16 protein-coding genes, 1 tRNA gene and 1 pseudogene are annotated in these 20,234 nt (G+C 66.1%); 1 reads left to right on the top strand and 17 read right to left on the bottom strand.

Translation table 11 applies throughout. From position 1 onward, the window contains the following. Positions 1-7: 7 nt before the first annotated feature. The 7 genes from AB7F49_RS16520 to AB7F49_RS16490 form a co-directional block, all read right to left on the bottom strand. Positions 8-1,609: a GMC family oxidoreductase gene (locus tag AB7F49_RS16520; RefSeq protein WP_428524210.1), complete on the bottom strand. Its 1,602-nt coding sequence runs from the start codon at positions 1,607-1,609 to the stop codon at positions 8-10. Positions 1,610-1,722: 113 nt separating this feature from the next. Further along, positions 1,723-3,303 carry an ABC transporter substrate-binding protein gene (locus AB7F49_RS16515; protein WP_428524208.1) on the bottom strand — a complete coding sequence of 527 codons (1,581 nt, stop codon included), beginning with the start codon at positions 3,301-3,303 and terminating at the stop codon, positions 1,723-1,725. Between the two features lie 128 nt (positions 3,304-3,431). After that, the gene (locus tag AB7F49_RS16510) at positions 3,432-4,226 is read right to left on the bottom strand and encodes an enoyl-CoA hydratase/isomerase family protein (RefSeq protein WP_428524206.1); all 795 of its coding nucleotides are present in this window, start codon (positions 4,224-4,226) and stop codon (positions 3,432-3,434) included. A 15-nt stretch (positions 4,227-4,241) separates the two neighbouring features. Then, on the bottom strand, positions 4,242-4,694 hold the full coding sequence (locus AB7F49_RS16505; protein WP_428524204.1) for a PaaI family thioesterase: 453 nt from the start codon (positions 4,692-4,694) through the stop codon (positions 4,242-4,244). A 13-nt stretch (positions 4,695-4,707) separates the two neighbouring features. Continuing rightward, positions 4,708-5,721: a zinc-dependent alcohol dehydrogenase family protein gene (locus AB7F49_RS16500; RefSeq protein WP_428524202.1), complete on the bottom strand. Its 1,014-nt coding sequence runs from the start codon at positions 5,719-5,721 to the stop codon at positions 4,708-4,710. A gap of 37 nt (positions 5,722-5,758) precedes the next feature. After that, complete coding sequence (locus AB7F49_RS16495; RefSeq protein WP_428524200.1) at positions 5,759-7,873, bottom strand: 3-hydroxyacyl-CoA dehydrogenase NAD-binding domain-containing protein; 2,115 nt, start codon at positions 7,871-7,873, stop codon at positions 5,759-5,761. Between the two features lie 12 nt (positions 7,874-7,885). Beyond that, a complete protein-coding gene (locus AB7F49_RS16490; protein ID WP_428524198.1) occupies positions 7,886-9,094 on the bottom strand; it encodes an acetyl-CoA C-acetyltransferase in 1,209 nt (402 codons plus the stop codon). Between the two features lie 172 nt (positions 9,095-9,266). Between AB7F49_RS16490 and AB7F49_RS16485 the strand changes: the two genes are divergently transcribed. Continuing rightward, positions 9,267-9,944 carry an alpha/beta family hydrolase gene (locus AB7F49_RS16485; protein WP_428524196.1) on the top strand — a complete coding sequence of 226 codons (678 nt, stop codon included), beginning with the start codon at positions 9,267-9,269 and terminating at the stop codon, positions 9,942-9,944. Between the two features lie 36 nt (positions 9,945-9,980). Here the strand turns inward: AB7F49_RS16485 and AB7F49_RS16480 are convergent. From AB7F49_RS16480 to AB7F49_RS16435, 10 genes and pseudogenes are all read right to left on the bottom strand, one after another. After that, positions 9,981-10,056, bottom strand: a tRNA-Phe gene (locus tag AB7F49_RS16480). Positions 10,057-10,134: 78 nt separating this feature from the next. Continuing rightward, on the bottom strand, positions 10,135-10,338 hold the full coding sequence (yacG, locus tag AB7F49_RS16475; protein WP_428524194.1) for a DNA gyrase inhibitor YacG: 204 nt from the start codon (positions 10,336-10,338) through the stop codon (positions 10,135-10,137). Positions 10,339-10,392: 54 nt separating this feature from the next. Then, a complete protein-coding gene (locus AB7F49_RS16470) occupies positions 10,393-11,964 on the bottom strand; it encodes an AMP-binding protein (protein WP_428524192.1) in 1,572 nt (523 codons plus the stop codon). A 137-nt stretch (positions 11,965-12,101) separates the two neighbouring features. Beyond that, a complete protein-coding gene (locus AB7F49_RS16465) occupies positions 12,102-12,722 on the bottom strand; it encodes a Maf-like protein (RefSeq protein ID WP_428524190.1) in 621 nt (206 codons plus the stop codon). Positions 12,723-12,946: 224 nt separating this feature from the next. After that, positions 12,947-13,405: a low molecular weight phosphatase family protein gene (locus AB7F49_RS16460; protein ID WP_428524188.1), complete on the bottom strand. Its 459-nt coding sequence runs from the start codon at positions 13,403-13,405 to the stop codon at positions 12,947-12,949. Between the two features lie 7 nt (positions 13,406-13,412). Beyond that, positions 13,413-13,898, bottom strand: coding sequence for a UPF0262 family protein (locus AB7F49_RS16455; protein WP_428524186.1), 486 nt, complete (start codon positions 13,896-13,898; stop codon positions 13,413-13,415). A gap of 271 nt (positions 13,899-14,169) precedes the next feature. After that, positions 14,170-15,465 carry a histidinol dehydrogenase gene (gene hisD / locus AB7F49_RS16450; RefSeq protein WP_428524184.1) on the bottom strand — a complete coding sequence of 432 codons (1,296 nt, stop codon included), beginning with the start codon at positions 15,463-15,465 and terminating at the stop codon, positions 14,170-14,172. Between the two features lie 225 nt (positions 15,466-15,690). Next, on the bottom strand, positions 15,691-19,161 hold the full coding sequence (gene smc / locus AB7F49_RS16445) for a chromosome segregation protein SMC (RefSeq protein WP_428524182.1): 3,471 nt from the start codon (positions 19,159-19,161) through the stop codon (positions 15,691-15,693). Positions 19,162-19,448: 287 nt separating this feature from the next. Next, entirely contained in the window at positions 19,449-19,736 is a 288-nt protein-coding gene (locus AB7F49_RS16440) for a hypothetical protein (RefSeq protein WP_428524180.1), read from the bottom strand. Then, a pseudogene (locus tag AB7F49_RS16435) lies at positions 19,733-20,161 on the bottom strand (integrase core domain-containing protein); the annotation flags it as partial. The gene AB7F49_RS16440 and the pseudogene AB7F49_RS16435, both read right to left, overlap by 4 nt. Positions 20,162-20,234 lie beyond the last annotated feature (73 nt).

Raw genomic sequence — 20,234 nt, 5'->3', positions numbered from 1 at the left:
CACTCGATCACCCCCGCGCATCCTCGCGGATCATCGCCGCGCCCTTCTCGCCGATCATGATGGTCGGCGCATTGGTGTTGCCGGTGGTGATCGTCGGCATGACCGATGCGTCGACCACGCGCAACGCCTCGACGCCATGCACGCGCAGCCGCGGATCGGTCACGGCGTGCGGATCGAGGCCCATCCGGCAGGTGCCGACCGGGTGAAACACCGTCGAGCAATGGTTGCGGGAAAAATCCTTGAGCGCCTCATCGTCCTGCGCGTCGAGGCCCGGAACGGTCTCGGCAACCACCGCATCCGCAATCGCCGGCTGCGCGAAGATGCGGCGCGCCAGGCGGATGCCCGCCAGAGTCACCTCCATATCCTGCGGCACGGAGAAGTAATTCGGCCGGATTTCGGGCGCGCGTTTCGGATCGGGCGACACCGCCATGATGGTGCCGCGGCTTTCCGGATTGACCGCGCAGATCGCGGCCGTCATGCCGGGCTCGCGCTCCAGTTCGCCGAAGCGGCTGCGGTCATAGCTGCCGGGCGTGAAGAGTATCTGCAGATCCGGACTGATGCGGCCCTCGCGCATGCGTGCGAACACGCTGGCGGTCGACACACCGAAGGTCAGCGCCCCGGTTCCGAACAGGCACCAGCGCGCCACCTCGCGCGCAAGCAACGCCCCGCGACGGAGCTGATTGACCGAGATCTCGCCGCGCACGCGATAGGCCAGCAGCGCCGCGAGATGGTCGATCAGGTTCGCGCCGACACCCGGGAGATCGTGCACCACCGGTATGCCGGTCGCCTGCAGATGCGCCGCCGGCCCGATGCCGGAGAGTTGCAGCAGTTGTGGTGAATTCACCGCGCCGCCGCACACGATCACCTCGCGGTTTGCACGCGCCTGGATGACGGCGCCGCCGCGCTCGTATTCCACGCCCGCCGCTCGCCTGCCGTCGAACAGGATGCGGCGCGCCAGCGCTTCGGTCTCGACCCGCAGATTGGCCCGCCGCCGCGCCGGCCGCAGGAATGCACGCGCGGTGGAATGGCGGATGCGCCGCGCGCGGCTCATCTGCGAATAGCCGACGCCTTCCGGCTGCGATCCGTTGAGATCGGGCGAGAACGGTACGCCGGCTTCGACCGCCGCTTTCACGAAGCGATGCGTCAGCGGCAGGATGGTGCGGTAGTCCTCGACCGCCATTTCGCCGTCGCGGCCGCGATAGCCGTCATCGCCACCGATCCGCCGCTCCGACTTGCGAAAGAACGGCAGCACGTCGGACGCGCTCCAGCCGGTGCAGCCCATCTGCGCCCAGCCATCATAGTCGGCAGGGTGACCGCGCAGATACAGCATGCCGTTGATCGCGCTCGAACCACCCAGCACCTTGCCGCGCGGCCAGCCGAGCGCACGATTGCCGATGCCGGGCTCCGGCTCGGCGGTGTAATTCCAGTTCACCACCGGGTGGCGCAGCAGCGTGACCATGCCGGCAGGGATATGGATCATCGGCCGCCAGTCGCTGGGGCCGGCTTCCAGCAGCAGCACGCGGTGGCCATCTTCGGACAGCCGCGCGGCCACCACGCAGCCCGCGGAGCCCGCGCCGACGACGATGAAGTCAGCTTCAACGCGTTGCATATCGGTGCAGATGAAATCCGCTCATTCCCGCGCAAGCGGGAATCCAGCCTTCCTGGCGCTGGGTCCCCGCCTTCGCGGGGACGAGCGGATCATCGTCTTGCAACCGTCTTTCCCTACCTGTCGAACCACACTTCCGACATGTCGAGGTTGAGCACGGTGGTAGGGGCGAGCTTCCAGCCCTTGAACTCCTTCACCGCCGCGGTCGCCCGGTTGTTGCCGAACAGCGGAATGTTGTAGCCCTGTTCCACCAGCCGCTCGAGGAATTGCCGCACCACCTTCTTGCGCTCGGCCGGGTCGGAGATGTCGGCCTGCTTGTTGAACAGCTCCACCAGCACCTTGTCGTCGGCGCCGGAATAGTTGTTCGGGCTGCCCGGGATGAACTTCACCAGCACCTCGTTCGGATCGACGCTTACGGTGTTGTTGAAGTCGATTGCGACATCATAATTGCCGCTGGTGAGCGCCGCGAAATACGGCGGCGTCTCGGCCGGGATCTGGTCGACCTCGATGCCGATCTGGCGCCACTGGTCCATGATGTAGATTCCGAGCGGCTGCCACGGCAGCCGGACATTGCGATTGAGCAACGTGAGCTTCAGGTTGGGCACGCCGGCTTCCGCGAGCAGTTTCTTGGCCTCCGCGCGCTGCTTGTCCATGTCCTTGCTGTAACCCGGAAGCTTCATCATTTCCTCCGCGCTGTAGGCGACCGGACTCGCCGCCGGCACGAACACCGTCGGGAATTCGAGCGTGGCAAGCTTGGACAGGCTCGGGATGCCGCCCCAGCGGTCGATCGCAAGACTCAGCGCCTTGCGCACCTTCGGATCGTTGAACGGCGGCTTCTTTACATTGACGGTTAGAAAGTTCGTGATGTTGAACGAGTTTTCATGGAACACCACCGCGTCGCCGCGCAGGTTCTTCAGGCGCGTCCGATCGGGCGGAGCCACCATGAACAGCAGCGCATCGACCTGATCGCCCGCGAGCGCATTGATGACGCCGGGGCCGTTGATAAAGAATGCGCGGATGCCATCGAGATAGGGCTTGCCCTTCTGGAAATAATTGTCGAAGCGCTTCGCCGACCAGTGCGAACCCTTGACGTATTCCTCGAATACGTAAGGACCGGTTCCCATCACATTGGTGTTGTAGAAGGCCTGATCCTCGCCGAGCTTCTTCGCCGAATAGACGCAGTTCCAAGGATTGGCGAACATGTAGAGCGCGGCAGGATTGACGTGCTTCAGCTTGAACACCACCGTATCGGCCGACGGCGTCTCGATGGTGTCGATGCTGGAGAACTGGCCGCGGCGAGCGGAGGTGATGCCTTTCGGCGGATCGCGCAGCCGGTCGAACGTCGCCTTGATGTCGGCCGACGAAAATTCACTGCCGTCGTGGAATTTGACGCCCGGCTTCAGCTTGAAAGTATAGGTGAGACGGTCGGGCGATACCATCCACGATTCCGCAAGATCGCCGACAATCCTGGAATAGTCGTTGATGTCGTATTTCAGCAGCGTCGAATAATGCGGCGCCAGCACCTGCAGTGCAAACGAGGTCGCGGCGGAGTGACAATCGAAACTTGCGGGCTCGCCTTCAATGACGTGCCTCAGCACGCCGCCGCGCTTCGGCGTTTCGGCGAGGGCTGCGGTCGCAATGCTGCCGGCGATCGCGATGCAGGCAAGACCTTGCGCAATACGAGCGATACGTCCCATCAGAAACCTCCCTTGTCGTGCGAATCGTTGCTTTGCGCATTCCGATCGCCGTTCCGTTTATCGGAACCTCTTTCCTTACAGTGGAGTCTAACGCCACCAGATGCCGCGTCAATGCAAAGCAGCGGCCGTCAATGCTCATCGTCGATGCTGTCGCTGAAGACCGGACTGCGCCGCTCAAGAAATGAGCGCACGCCTTCCGCAAGATCCGTCGAAGCCGAAAGCCGCGCCGCATCTTCCCGCGCCATTGAAAGTGCCGCCTGCTCACTCACCTCCTGCGCGGCGGTGATCGCACGTTTCGCATATTGCATTGCACGCGCCGGCGCAGCCGCAAGGCGCCGCGCGAAGTCGAAGCTGTGTTGCACAAGGTGCTCCTGTGGCAGCACGCATGCGATCAGTCCCCAGGCGAGCGCGGTGCTGGCGTCGATCGGATCACCCAGCAAGATCAGTTGCCGCGCGCGGGCTGATCCGATGTGCCGGGTAACCCGCAAGGTACCACCGGCCGCGGGGATCGCGCCGAGCTTGATCTCCGGCAGGCCGAAGCGCGCACGTTCACCGGCCAGAATGAAGTCGCAACAGACCGCGAGCTCCAGTCCGCCGCCGAGCGCGACGCCTTCGACGACCGCGAGCGTGGGCTTCGGACAATGCGCCAGCCGGTCGAACAGCACGGCATCTCTCTCAAATTGGGCGAGCGTGCGCTCCGGCGATCCGAGGCTCGACGTGATCTCATGGATGTCGAAGCCGGCACAGAACGCCTTCGGCCCGTCGCCGCGCAGCAGGATTGCACGCACGCTGCCATCGCGCTCCAGACCCAGCAGCCGCTCCGCGAGTTCGGCGCGCATCGCGGAGTCGAGCGCATTCATCGGCGGCGCCGAGATCGTGACGGCCGCGACGGCATCTGCAATGTCGACGACGATGCGGCCCATGGACTGGCCTCGGTTCTAGGGTTGCGGCGCGAGCAGCGTAACCACCGACGACGCCGTCGCCAGACTTGTATCGCCATCCTCGGCGCGCAAGAGCGCCCGTGCGAAGCCGTTACGCCTGCCAAGCCGGTCGATCTCGCCCTCGGCAATCAATGACCCGGGCTTCACGGCCGATAGGAACGAGACGGTCAAACTCGCGGTGGCGAAATGCACGTTGTCGTCCACCGCGGTCATGATGGCGGCAGCCATCGCGAAGTCGAGCATGGCCGAGACCGCGCCGCCCTGCACCACGCTGGCGCCCTGCAGGAACAGTGGCTCGGGCTCGAACCGCAGCGTGATGCGTCCGGCCTGCGCGGACAGGATCGTCGTCCCGAGCGCCCTGAGCAGCGGCGAGGAATTGAACGCAAGCGGCGCGCCCGGGCCATCGAGGAAGGTGCGAATGCGTTCGCGATCCGGGTTGTTCGCCGTCATGCCGACCCTGCGCTCAGTCGATCTCGATGCAGACCTTGCCGACATGATGACCGCCCTGCATCCAGGCCAGCGCGTCGGAAAGTTCAGCCAGCGGAAAGACCTTGTCTACCACCGGCCTGATGCCGTGATGGCCGATCGCGCGCAGCATGTCGGCGAATTGCCGACGGTTGCCGAGAGCCACGCCCACCACATTGAGCATGTTCATGGTGATCAGCGGCAGCGGGAAATCGAGCGAGGGCCCGGCGACCACCCCGATCACCGCAACAGTCCCGCCGAGTTTCGATGCGCGGATCGACTGCTTGATGGTGCCGGCGCCGCCGACCTCGACCACGAGATCGACTCCGCGGCCGTTCGTGAGCTTGCGCGCGGTCTTTCCCCATTCCGCGTCCTCGCGGTAATTGATCACGTGATCGGCACCGAGGGCGCGCAAGCGCTGCAGCTTGGCCTCGCTCGACGAGGTCGCGATCACGGTGGCGCCGGCCGCCTTGGCGAATTGCAGCGCGAACAGCGAGACGCCGCCGGTGCCCTGGGTCAGCACGGTATGTTCCGGCCCGGTCTTGTGGGCGACCCGCACCGCGCTCCAGGCGGTGATCGCGGCGCAGGGCAATGTCGCCGCCTCGACGAAACTCAGGTTTGACGGAATCGGCAGGATCGCATCGCTGTTGAATACGCGGTACTGCGACGCGACCCCTTCGGCCAGCCCGCCCGGCGCGTCGCGCAGCAGATATTCCTGCGGCTCGCCATCCTGCCAGAACGGAAAGAAGCATCCGACCACCCGATCGCCCGTCTTCCACTCCTTCAGGCCGCTGCCGACCTCGGCGATCTCGCCCGCGCCGTCGGACAACAGGATCAGGTTTTCGCGCTTCTGCATCCCGCCATACTTGCCGTCGAGCGTGAGCAGATCGCGGAAATTCAGCGAAGCCGCTTTCATGCGCACCAGCACCTGGCCCGGACCGGGCTTGGGATCCGGGACGTCGCGCAATGCGAGATTGGCCATCTCCAAGCTGCCCATCACCATGGCCTTCATCGGGTCGTCTCCTTTTACGCAGGTGCCGCGGCGCCGCTCACAATTCGTGAAACCTGCGATTGTCCTTCGCCATCTCAAGCAGCGTGGCCGGCGGCTCGAAGCGCCCGCCGAAGCGGCCGGCATAGTCCTTTGTGCGCTTCGCAAATTCGTCCGCGCCCACTCGATCGACATAGGAGAACACGCCGCCGAGATGCGCGGGGTAGCCCCAGCCGAGCACGGAGGCGAGGTCGCCGTCGATCGGCCGCGTCACCACGCCGTCCTCCAGCGTGCGGATGGCTTCCAGCGACTGCACGTACAGAAGCCGGTTGCGCACGGTGTCTTCATCGAGCGAGGACGGACTGGTGCCGAGACAGGCGGCAAGCCCGTCCCATGGGTCGCGCGCATCTCCGTAATACGTGTAGACGCCATTGCCTTTGACTTTGCCGACGCGGCCGGCATCGGCAAGCTTGCCGACAGTCTCGCGCGCCACGCTGCCGCGGTCGGCGACACGATTGCCGTCACCGCGCATGGAGGCGAAGATGTCCTTCAGCAGCGGCATGGTGGTGAGATCGCAGAGCGACACCGGTCCGAGCGTAAAGCCAGCATTGACCGCGGCATTGTCGATCAGTTGCGGCGCGACGCCTTCGGCCAAGAGGTTCATGGTCTCGCTGGAATAGGTGGTGACGATGCGGCTGGTGAAGAAGCCGAGCCCATCGCGTACCACAACCGGCGTCTTATCGATGGCCTTCAGGAAATCCAGCGCACGTGCCAGCGTTTCGTCCGATGTGGACGCGGTGCGGATCACCTCGACCAGTGGCATGCGCTCGACCGGCGAGAAGAAATGCAGGCCAAGCATCAAGGATGGGTCGGGAATCGCGCCTGCCAGTTCGGTGATCGGAATGCTGGACGTGTTGCTCGCAATCGGCGTGCCGGGCCGCACCATCGCGGCGGCCTTTTTCAGCACCTCGCGCTTCAAATCGGCACGCTCGAACACCGCTTCGACCACGATATCGCTGGTGCCGATCCCTTCATACGAGGACGTTGCGCGGATGCGTCCGATCACATCGGCATGGGTGCCGCGCAAACGCCCACGCCCGGCATCGCGCTCCGCATTCTTGGCGATCGACTCTCGGCTCTTTGATGCCACGTCATCCGACACGTCGATCAGATCGACCTGCATCCCGGCCTGAGCGGCGACATAGGCGATGCCGCGACCCATCACGCCGCCGCCGATCACCGCGACGCGCGCGGGCTTTGACGGTGGCACGTCCTTCGGCCGCATCTTCATCGCCTTGGCGTCGGTCGCGCCGACGAACAGCGTGCGGATTTTTGCCTTGGCATCCGCCGATGCCGCCAGCCGGGCGAAATACCGGGTCTCGATCGCAATGCCCGCATCGAGCCCGCGCTCCAGCCCGTGATGCAGCACCTGCAGGATCGCTTCGCTGGCGAGATCGCATCCGGCGCTGCGTTTGTGCAGCCGCGTCCAGCTTCCCATGAAGAACATTCGGCCTTCCGCCGATTGCGGCGCGAAGCCCGGCAGCTTGTAGCCCTTCACGTCCCAGGGCTGTGACGCTTCGGGATTGGCGAGCGCCCAGGCCTTCGCCTCGTCGCGCAACATTTCGGGCGCAACCACCGCATCAACGATACCGGCCGCCAGCGCGTCCGCCGGCTTCAACCGCTTGCCTTCGAGCAGGAGCGGCGCCGCAGCAGCGATCCCGACCAGCCGCGGCAGCCGCTGCGTGCCGCCGCCGCCCGGCATCAGCCCGAGTGTGACTTCGGGCAGGCCGAACCGCGCCGACGGCACGTCGGCGGCGATCCTGCGATGGCAGGCGAGCGCCAGTTCGAAGCCGCCGCCCAAAGCCGTGCCGTTCAGAGCCGCGACCACCGGCTTGCCGCCGGTTTCGAGCTTGCGGATTGCCTTCAGGAACGGCGTCACGATCGCGATCGCGTCGGCCGGCGTCTGCACGCGCCGCAACTGGTCGAGGTCGCCGCCGGCGAGGAAATCGCGCTTGGCGGAGGTGAGCACGATGCCTTTCACCGAATCGTCCGCAAGCAGGCGGTCGATCAGGTTCGCGAATTCGACATTGTCCTGTGCGCCCAGCGTATTCACCGGACCGGGACTGTCGAACACAAGAAGCGCGACGCCATCGCCGAGGTCTTCCTGCCGGATCATGTTCCTGTTCTCTCAGACCCGTTCGATCAGCGTGGCGACGCCCATGCCGAGCCCGACGCACAGCGTGGCAACCCCGCGCTTGGCGCCGGTGCGCTCCAGTTCATCGACCAGCGTGCCGATCATGATATTGCCGGTCGCACCGATCGGATGACCCATCGCGATGGCGCCGCCATTGACGTTGACGCGGTCATGCGGGACGCCGGTCTCCTCCATGAAATGCAGCACCACCGAGGCAAATGCCTCGTTCACCTCGAACAGATCAACATCGTCGAGCGTCAGCCCGGCGCGCGCGACCGCCTTGCGCGCCGCTTCGCCCGGCGCGGTCAACATCAGGCAGGGTTCGCAGCCGACGGTGGCGAAGCTGACGAAGCGGGCGCGCGGCTTCAGACCGAGTTCCTCGCCCAGCGCAGGCGAGCCGATCAGCATGGCGGCGGCGCCGTCCACCACGCCGGATGAATTGCCCGCAGTATGAACGTGGTTCAGCCGGTTCACCTGCGGATAGCGGTGGCGTACGATGTCGCCGAAGCCGCCTTTCACCGCCATGGTCTCAAAGGCAGGCTTCAGCTTGCCGAGGGTCTGCATGTCGGTCCCCGGCCGCATATGCTCGTCGCGCGACAGGCATGGCGTGCCGTTGAAGTCGTTCACCGTGATGACTGAGCGCGCGAAACGCCCCTCGTCCCAGGCGCGAGCGGCGCGCTTCTGCGATTCCACGGCATAGGCGTCGACATCGTCACGGCTGTGGCCGTCGAGGGTCGCGACCAGATCGGCAGCAACGCCGAGCGGGGTGAAATTCGTGATCGTGTTGAACTCGGCATCGCTCCCCCATGGTCCGCCGGTGCCGCCCATGGAGATCAGCGACATCATCTCGACGCCGCCCGCGATCATGCAATCCGCCTGCCCGGCCATCACGCGCGCGGCAGCCGCATTCGCGGCATCCAGCCCGGATGAGCAGAACCGGCTGACCACCGAACCGGATATGCGATCGTCGAAGCCGGCACGCAGCAGCGAGGAGCGCGCGATGTCGGCGCCCTGGTCGTCCACCGCGTCGCCGCAGCCGAACACGATGTCGTCGATGGTGGTGCGGGTGCAGCCGGTGCGCTGATCCAGCGCCTTCAGCACCGTGGCGCCGAGATCGATCGGCGATAGCGTGTGCAGGCTTCCGGTCGCGCGGCCCGATCCGCGCGGCGTGCGCAAGGAATCGTAGATCAAAGCTTCGGCCATGTGTTCCTGCCCTCGCCGGCCGGCGCGCTGCTGGCGGCCCGATCGCCGGCATGACGTTCCGTTATTCGGAATGCTGTTTCATTATTGATATCGGAGGCGGAGGGTTAGTCAAGCGGACGGGGCCGCCGCAACATGCATTATCATGCCAAGTCTCGGCCGCTGAGCGATTGAAATGATGAGTTCGATCACCTTTGACGTTCCCGGCAGCGGCGCGATCTCCGCGCTGCCGACAGGCCCCGCACAACCGACGGCGGCTTTCGTATTCGCCCACGGCGCGGGTGCCGGCATGACTCACAAATTCATGGAGGCGGTCGCCGCGGGCCTCGCCGCGCGCGGCATCGCGACCTTGCGCTATCAGTTCCCCTACATGCAGCACGGCGCCCGCAGGCCCGATACACCGGCCGTCGCGCATGAAACCGTGCGTGCCGCGATTGCTACCGCGGCGGCGCATTGGCCGGGCCTGCCGCTGGTCGCCGGCGGAAAATCATTCGGCGGGCGGATGACCTCGCAGGCTCAGGCGAAACAGGCGCTGCCCGGCGTGCGCGGACTTTGCTTCTTCGGCTTCCCGCTGCATCCGGCCGGCAAGCCCGCAACCGAGCGAGGCGCGCATCTGTCGCAGATCACGGTGCCGATGCTGTTCCTGCAGGGCACCCGTGATGCGCTCGCCGAGCTCAGCCTGATCCAGCCGCTGGTTGCCTCGCTCGGTCAGCGTGCGACGCTGCATCTGGTCCGGGATGCAGATCATTCCTTCCACGTGCCGGCGCGATCCGGCCGCAAGGACGCGCAGGTGATGGAGGAGATTCTGGATGTGATGGCCGAGTGGGCGAACGGCCTGGTCGGTTCACGCTGAAAGGACGTACGGGCAGTCGCATCCGGCAAGACAAGATGGTGCCCAGGGGCGGAATCGAACCACCGACACTGCGATTTTCAGTCGCATGCTCTACCAACTGAGCTACCTGGGCGCCGGCGCCCCGAGGGGGCCTTGGCAAGAGCGCCGCGTTATAGAGGCCGGGTTCGGCGCTGTCCACCCGGCTTTTGCCTCACGGCTCGGCGTCCGGATCCCGCATGGGCGGCCGGTCCGGATCATCATCGGTCTCCCGCGTCGGGATCGCGTAGCCCCCGCTCAGCCAGCGGTTCAGGTCGACGTCTGCGCATCGGCCGGAGCAGAACGGCCGAAACTTTTCCAGCGAGGGCTTGCCGCAGATCGGGCAGGGCTTGTCGGGGGCAAGGGACGGGCTGGTCATGGCACAGAGATAGGAAACGCATGCCGGGATTGAAGGCGCACCCGCGCCCGCGGTTCAATCCCGCGCCACATCCGGTTCCGGGTCCGCCCCCGCGGCGGGAGGGTCGGCGGCCCGCTGCGGCGCGGCATCCGAATCCCGCTCCCGCAACTCGGTCTTGAGCACCTTTCCATAATTGTTCTTCGGCAATGCATCGACGAACCGATAGTCGCGCGGGCGCTTGAAGCGCGCGATCGCGTTAAGGCAGAGCGTATCAAGATCGGCGCTGTCCGCCTCGCCGACGACATACGCCACCACCACTTCGCCCCATTCGGGGTCGGGCCTGCCGATCACCGAAACCTCGCGAATGCCCGGATGCCGGAGCAGCACCTCCTCGACCTCGCGCGGATAGATGTTGGAGCCGCCGGATATGATCGCGTCCTTGGAGCGGTCCTTCAGGAACAGATAGCCGTCCGCGTCGCACGCGCCGACATCGCCGGTATGGAGAAAGCCGCCGCGCAGGGCCGCCGCGCTCGCTTCCTCATCCTGCCAATAGCCCGCCATCACGGTTTCGCCGCGGCACAGGATTTCACCGGGCTCGCCATGGGGGAAGGCAAGCCCGCGCTCGTTCGTGATCGCAAGCTCGATGCATGCGAACGGGCGACCCGCCGATTCGAGCCGTTCGCGCCAGCGCGGATGCCGGCGGTCGGCAATATCCCGCTTCGGCAGAACGGCAATGGTCATCGGGCTTTCACCCTGCCCGTAAATCTGCGCAAGGCGTGGGCCGAACCGGTCGAGCGCGCGCAAGGTATCCTCGGCATACATGGGCGCGCCGCCCCAGATGATGGTCCGCAGATTGTCCACGCGGCAGTCCGCCGGATGTTCGACCAGCCGCCGGATCATCGTGGGAGCGGCGAACAGCGACGCACGCCGCCATGTCTCGACCAGATGGAATATTTCGTCGGCATCGAAGCCGCCGGATTCCGGGATCACGTTGACAGCGGCGCGCATGACATAGGGGATCATGTAGAGTCCCGAGCCGTGGCTCATCGGCGCCGCGTGCAGAAGCGGGTCGCCCGGCGTCGTCGCATCCACCTCGGAAACATAGGACTCCGCCATCACAGCGAGATTGCGATGCGTCAACATCGCCCCCTTCGGCCGCCCGGTGGTGCCCGAGGTGTAGAACAGCCAGGCAAGGTCGTCCGGCTCGCGTTGCACCACGGCGACCGGATCGGCCATCAGCAGTGCCTCGAACGACCGTCCGCCGAACACCACGATCTGTTCGAGCGCAGGCGGCGCATGCGCCTCGATCACGGTCGCAAGATCGGGCGAGGCAAAGCAGACGCGGGCCCCGGAATGTTCAAGGATGTAGTTCAGTTCGGCGCCATGCAGCTTCGCATTCGCGGGTACCCCCACGAGACCTGCATGCCAGATGCCATAGAGTGCCGTCACATAATCAGGCGCATTGCTCGAAACGATAGCGACGCGGTCGCCCGACGAGAGACCAAAATATTCGCGCAGCGCACCCGCAACCCGCGCCACGCGTTCCGCCAGGCCGCCATAATCATAAAGAACGTGATCACCGAATCCGATCGCGGGCCGATGCGGGTAGCTCTGGGCCGATGCGTCGAGATGATGCGCGAGATTCATCGGCAATTCGTCCCGCGAAAGCTTGTCCTTGCCAAGGCGATGATCCGGTGGAGCCGGTGAACCGTCATTGCGGGGTGCAGCGCAGCGAGCCTCGAAGGATGTGGCGAATGACGGGGCCCAGGGCGGACGCCATGGGATCAGGTATTCAGCCACCCGAAATGGATCGGGAAGCCCTCGCCGGAAAGGAGGGCCAGGGTCTCGTAGAGCGGCAATCCAACCACGTTGGTGTAGGAGCCCACGATCTTCACCACGAATGCGCCGGCGAGGCCCTGGATTGCGTAGCCCCCGGCCTTGCCGCGCCATTCGCCGGAGGCGAGATAGGCCTCGATATCCTCTCCCGACAGCCGCTTGAACCGCACCCGCGTCTCGACCATGCGCTGGCGGAAGCTTTCATTCGGCGTGACCATGCAGACGGAGGTATGGACGCGGTGGTTGCGGCCGGACAGAAGACGCAGGCATTGCCCGGCCTCGTCGAGCAGTTCGGCCTTCGGCAGGATTCGCCGTCCGACCGCGACCACGGTGTCGGCGGCGATAATGAAGGCTCCGCGCAATTCCTCGTTGAGGCGCACGGCTTCGAGCGCAGCCTCGGCCTTGGCCCGGGCCAGCCGGGTCGCGCAGGCGCGAGGCAGTTCGCCTTTGTACGGCATCTCGTCGACATCCGCGGGTTGCAGGGCGTCCGGCTCGATGCCGGCCTGGTTGATCAGGGTGAGCCTGCGGGGCGAACCGGAAGCGAGAACGAGTTTGGGCCGGCCGATCATGAGTGCTGCGCGGTTTCAGGGGCGCCCGAAAGGCGCGCGGATACGCGCCCGAAATGGGGCGCAAGACCTATCGGAATCGGGCGGCTTTCACAACTGGACTGAGGGTGTTCCTCCGTCATTCCGGGGCGTCGCGAAGCGGCGAACCCGGAATCCATAGAGACGACCCGTGAGCATGGATTCCGGGTGCGCGACCCTGGCAGTCGCGCCCGCGATGACAACGGGGCTCAATCCCCCACCCGGGCTGTCCCCCCGAACCTTGCCCGGATCTTGTCCATCAACTGGTCGCGCACCGTCCGGTAGGCATCGAGCTTCTGCCCGCGGGTCTCGCCGATGTCGCTCGGATCCGGTGTCGGCCAGTATTCCACCTCCGCGGCGAGCATTCGGGTGAGTTCCAGCGCCTTGTGATGCGCCTCCGGCGACAGTGTCACGATCAGATCAAAATTCAGCCCCTCCCAGTCCTCGAGCTGTTCGAAGGTCTGCGGCTTGTGCTTGGAAATATCGAGCCCGATCTCATCCATGACGGCGATCGCAAAGGCATCCTGCTCGCCGGGCTTCACCCCGGCGGACCCGGTATACATGCTCTTGCCGAACAGGTGGCGGAACAGCCCCATGGCCATCGGCGAACGGATCGAGTTCAGGCCGCAGGCGAACAGCACCGACTGCGGTCGTCTGCCGGGCTGCATCGCGCGATCAGCCCTTCCAGTGCAGGACGCAGATCAGCGTGAACAGGCGGCGCGCCGTGGCGAAGTCCATGTCCACCTTGCCGCCCAGCCGCTCCTGCAGAATCTTCGAGCCTTCGTCATGCAGGCCGCGCCGGCCCATGTCGATCGCCTCGATGCGGTCCGGCGTGGCGGTGCGGATCGCCGCATAATAACTGTCGCAGATCATGAAATAGTCGCGCACGATCTTGCGCAGCGGCGACAGCGAGAGAAGATGGGCCACCACCGGGGCGCCGTCCGGCGTTCGGATGTCGAAGACCAGCCGATTTTCAGACATGCTCAGATGCAGCGCATATTGCCCGATACCCTGATCGGCCGGCTGGAACACATTCTCTTCGATCAGGTCGTAGATCGCGACCGCACGCTCATGCTCGATATCCGGTCCGGACCGCCCGATCGATTCCTCATCGAGCGTCACCGCCACGAGTTTCGATGCGGAGGGCGCGTCGGTCACCATAGGCCTCGCGTCCCGGACGCGGTCCTCTTTGCCCTCCCCCTTGTGGGGAGGGTCGATCGACTGAGCGCAGCGAAGGAGATCGGGGTGGGGGTGGTTGCGATGAAACCGAGGCGATAGCTCAGGGCCAAACAATTACCCCCACCGCGCCTGCGTCGCTGCGCTTCGCAGGCGACCCTCCCCACAAGGGGGAGGGTAACAACCGGCGCGACCTCACGCGATTGCCCCTCTTCCAGGGGCAGGTGAAGAGAGAATGGTGTTCGCCGTGCCGCCCTCATCGTCTGTTCAACCGTATCGCGACCGAGCGCGCATGCGCACCGAGCCCCTCTGCCTCGCCGAGCGCGATCGCGGCCGGTCCCAGCGCCGCGAGTTGGTCCGGCCCGCATTTCAGGATCGAGGTGCGCTTGACGAAATCCAGCACGCCGAGCCCCGACGAGAATCGCGCCGAGCGCGCGGTCGGCAGCACATGATTCGAGCCGCCGACATAATCGCCGATCGCTTCCGGCGTGTAGGAACCGACAAAGATCGCGCCCGCATTGCGGATCTTGCCGATCAGGCTTTCCGGGTCGGCGGCAATCAGTTCGAGATGTTCGGGCGCGAGCGCGTCCACCAGCGGAATCGCCTCGTCGAGGCTTTGGGTGATGATCGTCGCACCGTAGTCGCGCCACGACGCGCCGGCGATGTTGGCCCGCGGGAGCGTCTTGAGTTGCGATGTGACCGCCGCCTCCACATCATCGGCGAGCCGCGCGTCATTGGTGATCAGGATCGATTGCGCCGCCTCGTCATGTTCGGCCTGAGCCAGAAGATCGGCCGCGATCCAGTCCGGATTGGCGCTTGCGTCCGCCAGCACCAGCACTTCGGACGGCCCGGCGATCATGTCGATGCCGACCTTGCCGAACACCTGGCGCTTGGCGGCCGCGACATAGGCGTTGCCGGGACCGACGATCTTCGACACCGGCTTGATCGTCTGCGTGCCATAGGCAAGCGCCGCCACGCCCTGTGCCCCGCCGACGCGGTAGACCTCGTCGACCCCGCCGAGCCTGGCTGCCGCCAGCACCAGCGGATTGATGACGCCGTCCGGCGCCGGCACCACCATGACAATGCGCGGCACGCCCGCGACCTTGGCCGGTACCGCATTCATCAGCACCGATGACGGATAGGCGGCGGTCCCGCCCGGCACATACAGCCCGACCGCTTCGATCGCGGTCCAGCGATGGCCGAGTTCGACCCCCAGCGCATCGGTGAAGCGATCGTCCGCCGGCTTCTGGCGCAGGTGGAACGCCTCGATCCGCCCGCGCGCGAATTGCAGCGCATCGACCGCCGCTGTCGCGCAGGCCTTTTCGGCCGCATCGATCTCCGCCGGGCTGACCCGCAGGCCGAGCCTGCTCAGATCGACCCGGTCGAATTTGCGCGACAGTTCGATCAGGGCTTCATCGCCCCGCGCCGCCACGTCCGCCACGATGCCCCGTACCGCCGCGTCCACGTCGGCCGAGACCTCGCGCTTGGTGGCGAGGAATTGAGCAAACCGCGCCGCAAAATCGGGGCTTCGGGTATCGAGTCGGATCGGCATCGCGCCGTGATGGCGCGGCGGAGCCAAGGCGTCAACAGGAGCGCGGTAGACGCCCGGCGGCCGGTCCCCCTCCCCCCGCGAAGCGGTGGGGAGGGGTCGGGGGTGGGGGGCGTTCTTGCTGAATCCGAAAAAGCCCCCACACCGGTTCGCCTCGCTATGCGATGCGGCCCGACCCTCCCCACCGTTTCGCGGGAGGAGGGAAAAGAGGGCTGTGCACGCGATAGATCAGGCCGCCCCGGCCTGCTGGTCGCGGATCGCAACCGCGGCTTCGAGGTCCACCGAGACCAGCTGGGAGACGCCGCGCTCGGCCATGGTCACGCCGTAGAGCCGGCTCATCCGCGCCATGGTGATCGGGTTGTGCGTGATGATCACGAAGCGGGTATCGGTCGAGCGCGTCATCTCGTCGAGCAGGTCGCAGAACCGCTCGACATTGTGGTCGTCGAGCGGCGCGTCCACTTCGTCCAGCACGCAGATCGGCGCGGGATTGGTACGGAACACCGCGAAAATCAGCGCCATCGCGGTCAGCGCCTGCTCGCCGCCCGACAGCAGCGACAGCGATTGCAGCTTCTTGCCCGGAGGCTTCGCCATGATTTCGAGGCCGGCTTCGAGCGGATCGTCGCTTTCGATCAGTTGCAGTTCGGCCTCGCCGCCGCCGAACAGCTTGGTGAACAGATCCTTGAAATGGGCGTTCACCACTTCGAACGAGGACACCAGCCGCTCGCGGGCCTCGCGGTTCAGGTTCTGGATGCCCTGCCGCAGCCGCTTGATCGCTTCGACCAGGTCGTCGCGCTCGGTCACGAGCGAGGTATGCTGGGTCTCGACCTCCCGCAATTCCTCCTCCGCGCGAAGATTGACCGCGCCGAGCCGCTCGCGTTCGCGCCGCAGCTTTTCGAGATCGGCCTCGACCTCCGTCACATCGGGCAGCACCGCGCCCTCGGCGATCTCGGCGAGCGCCGCGACGCCCTGCGGCTCGACTTCCAGCATCTCGCGGATTTCGTGCTCGATGTCCGAGAGGCGGCGCTTGGCGCCTTCGCCGCGTTCCTCCGACCGACCGAGTTGTTCGCGCGCCGCACTCAGCTCATCAAGGGCGGCCCGCACCGCGCCGTTCGCCCGCGACGAGGCACTCTCGCCCTCGGCCAGCCTGTCGCTCGCCTCGCGCAACGCGGCTTCCGCGGCCTGCACCTCGCCGAGCAACGCGATCCGCTTCTCCTCGAACAATTGCGGAGCATCCACAAGACCGTCGCGCTCGGCTGTCGCCTCCGCAAGCCGGGTCTCCAGCGCGGCGATCTGCTTCGACGTGCGCTCCTGCGTCTCAAGCCAGGCCTGTTGCTCGCCCGCGATGCCTTCGAGCCGTTTCCTGGCGATGTCGGCTTCGCGCGCCAGCGCCTGGGCCTCGGCCCGCAATTCGGCAACGCTGACCCTGCGGGTGGTGATGTCGCAACGGATCGTCTCCAGCCGCGATTCCAGTTCCGCGGTCGGCTGCAATTCGGACAAGGCCCGCTGCGCTTCAGCCTGTGCCGCCGCCGCCTCGTCGCGACTCGTGCCGAGCCTTGTCTGCGCTTCGGTCAGCGCCGCACGCCGCGTGGTGATATGCGTCAGCTCACGCTCGGCGTTGCTGTGCCGGCCGCGCGCGGCTTCCGCCTCGCGCTGCAATTCGCGCCAGCGGTTGCGCGCTTCGGTCTCGGCGGCACTGGCCGCCGTGGTTTCCGCCTCGGCCTTGCTGACGATCTCGCGCTTCGCCTCCACCTGCGCGCGCGCCTGGTCCAGTTCCGCTTCGATTTCGGCCAGCCGATTGCGCTCGGCGAGGCGCCGTGCCGCACCGGTCGGCGCATTGGCGGCCACCGCAAAACCGTCCCAGCGCCACAGGTCGCCCTCGCGCGAGACCAGTCGCTGGCCGGGCTTCAGCAGCGGCACGAAGCGCTCGGCTTCGGCACGCTCGACCAGCCCGATCTGCCGCAACCGGCGATCCAGCTCCGGCGGCGCATTGACATGATCGGTGAGCGGCTCGACGCCCTCCGGCAGCATGGGATCGGACGGATCGACGGCCGCGCCGGCCCAGCGCATCGGCGCGCGCGGATCGGCCGGCGCTTCGAGATCGTCGCCCAGAGCCGCGCCCAGCGCGGTCTCGTAGCCTTTCGCCACATTGAGATTGTCGATCACCGACGGCCACAGACTGCCCGAATCGACATGCAGCACCTTGCGCAGCGTGCGCGCCTCGGTCTCGAGCCGCCCGGCCCGGCGCTCGGCTTCGGCCAGCGGCTTGCGCTCCACGTCGAGCGCCTGACGCGCGGCGGAATGGGCCGCCTCCGCGCGCAAGGCCACGGCTTCACCATCGGCAACCGCCTGCTGCGCCGTCTCGGCCGCCTGCAGCAGCGCCGCAAGATCCGGCCCGCCCTCGCTCGCCGCATCGATCTTGGCGAATTCCGCGACCACGTCCGCGATATCGCGATCGAGCCGCGTCAGCCGCTCGGTCTGCTCGCGCGCGGCCCGCTCCAGCGTGTTCCTGCGCGCCGTCAGATCGGCCAGTGCGCCGGTGGCCTCGCTGAAATTCTTCTCCGAATCCGCAAGCTCCGCATCGGCCAGCGCAACGCGCTCATCGGCGCTGACCCGCCTGCTTTCGCCGGCTTCCAGATCGCGCCGCAATCCCGCGGCCTCGTCCGCGAGCCGCGCCAGCGCGTTCTCCGAATCCGATGCAAGCTTTCGCTCGCGCGCGATATCGTCATTGAACTGCAGCAGCCGCTGCGCCAGTTCGGCGAGGCGCTCCCGGGCGCGGGTCTCCTCGCGATCGAGCGTGTCGCGCGCCGCCGTGAGCCGCTGCAGCGCCGCGCCCGCCCGCGCCTCGGCCTCGCGCAACGGGGGCAGCGCGGCCGACGCCTCGTCCTGCACCTTCGCGGCCTCGGTCTGTGCCAGCGTCGCCGCCGCCACCTCGCGGATGCCTGCGGCACGCGCCTGCTCGGCCGCTTCGAGTTCGGTATTGGCGTTCAGCCAGCGCAGATGGAACAGCGTGGCTTCCTGCTTGCGCACCTGCGCCGACACGTTGCGATAGCGCACAGCCTGGCGCGCCTGGCGCTTCAGCGCCTCCATCTGCGAGGCAAGCTGCCCGATCACGTCTTCCAGCCGCTGCAGATTCTGCTCCGCGGCGCGCAGCCGCAATTCGGCCTCGTGCCGGCGCGCATGCAGACCGGAAATGCCGGCGGCCTCTTCCAGCACGCGGCGGCGCTGCTCGGGCTTGGCCTGGATGATCTCGCCGATCCGGCCCTGATGCACCAAAGCGGGCGAGCGCGCGCCGGTGGACGCATCGGCAAACAATATCTGCACGTCGCGGGCGCGGACCTCGCGGCCGTTGATGCGATAGGTCGAGCCCTGGTCGCGCTCGATCCGCCGCACCACTTCCAGCATGTCGACATCGGCATAGGCGGAAGGCGCCCGGCGCTCGGCATTGTCGATCGCCATCGACACTTCGGCATTGTTGCGCGCCGGCCGGTTGCCGGAACCGGCGAAAATCACCTGGTCCATGTCGGTGGCGCGCATGGACTTGTAGGAATTCTCGCCCATCACCCAGCGCAACGCCTCGACAAGGTTCGACTTGCCGCAGCCATTCGGCCCGACCACGCCGGTGAGGCCGGGTTCGATCAGGAAATCGGTGGGCTCGACGAAGGACTTGAAACCGGTCAGCCGCAGTCGCGTCAGCTTCATTGCTGGACTTCTTCTTTCCGTGCCGGCGCCGGCGGGCGCCCGATTGTTACAGGAGGCGAATCGCTAAAATCGCACCCTGAAGTGGCCGGAGAATGGGGAGGCCGTGTGCCAAGGGCAAGGCGAAAAGGGCGTTTCCCCCAAGGGCCGCATCAAGTGGCTGAAATCACGGAAAAATCAGTGTTGACGGGAGATTTTGGGGTTGCGGAGGGGATTTTGGGGATGGGACACAAGCACCATCATCCCCGCCGGCACGATCCGATGAGGCGGAAATCGGGCCCATCAATCCGCTATGCCGCCTTGAGCCGCTCCAGTTCGCGCATGAAGGCGAAGCGCAGTTGCGCCGCTTCGTCCTCCGGCAACGCATTGGCCATCTGCGGGAAGATGGTGCGATAGAGCGAAACGCGCTGCGTATCCCACGGCATCACCGTCGCTCGCCGCATCTCGCCAAGGATTTTCTGCAACTCGGCGCGGATTTCGTCCGGATCGGGATAATAGGTCGGCGTCTCGCGCTCTTCGGCGTCGTCGATCTTGTCGGCGCCAAACAGGTCGCCCTTGACCTGCCACTGAACTTTCATCCAGCGGCGGTTAGAGTCTCGGGATTTTGTATGCCGAGTGGCACAGGTGGAGCAACGGGCGATCGGCGGAGCTGGTCGGGGTTGCGCAGCCGATCTCCCGTTGCGGTGAATGTGGCAGCGTAGGCCGCCGGGGTGAGGTATTTCAGCGATGAGTGCGGACGGTCACCGTTGTAGTCGGTGACCCAGACCGCGATCTTTGTCCTGGCGTCGTCGAGATCGAAGAACAGGGTCTCGTTGAGTGGTTCATCGCGCATGCGCCCGTTGAAGCTCTCGACGAAGGCATTCTGGATCGGCTTGCCCGGTGCGATGAAGTGCCCGTCGATGCCGGTGTCCTTGCACCAGGCCAGCATGGCATTGCAGGTGAACTCGGTGCCGTAGCACATCAGGAACAGTTCGGATGGAGGCCCTGACCGACTGCGGCGCTCATCACGCAGGCAGGCGGTCAGGGCCGGGCCGCAGATCTCTAAAGTGAAGTTGTCGAATCAACACTTTGGAGAA

The organism is Pseudorhodoplanes sp. (genome assembly GCF_050250235.1).
GTDB lineage: Bacteria > Pseudomonadota > Alphaproteobacteria > Rhizobiales > Xanthobacteraceae > Pseudorhodoplanes.
Note: the sequence above shows the minus strand (reverse complement) of the source record. Positions and strands in the feature narration are given on the sequence as shown.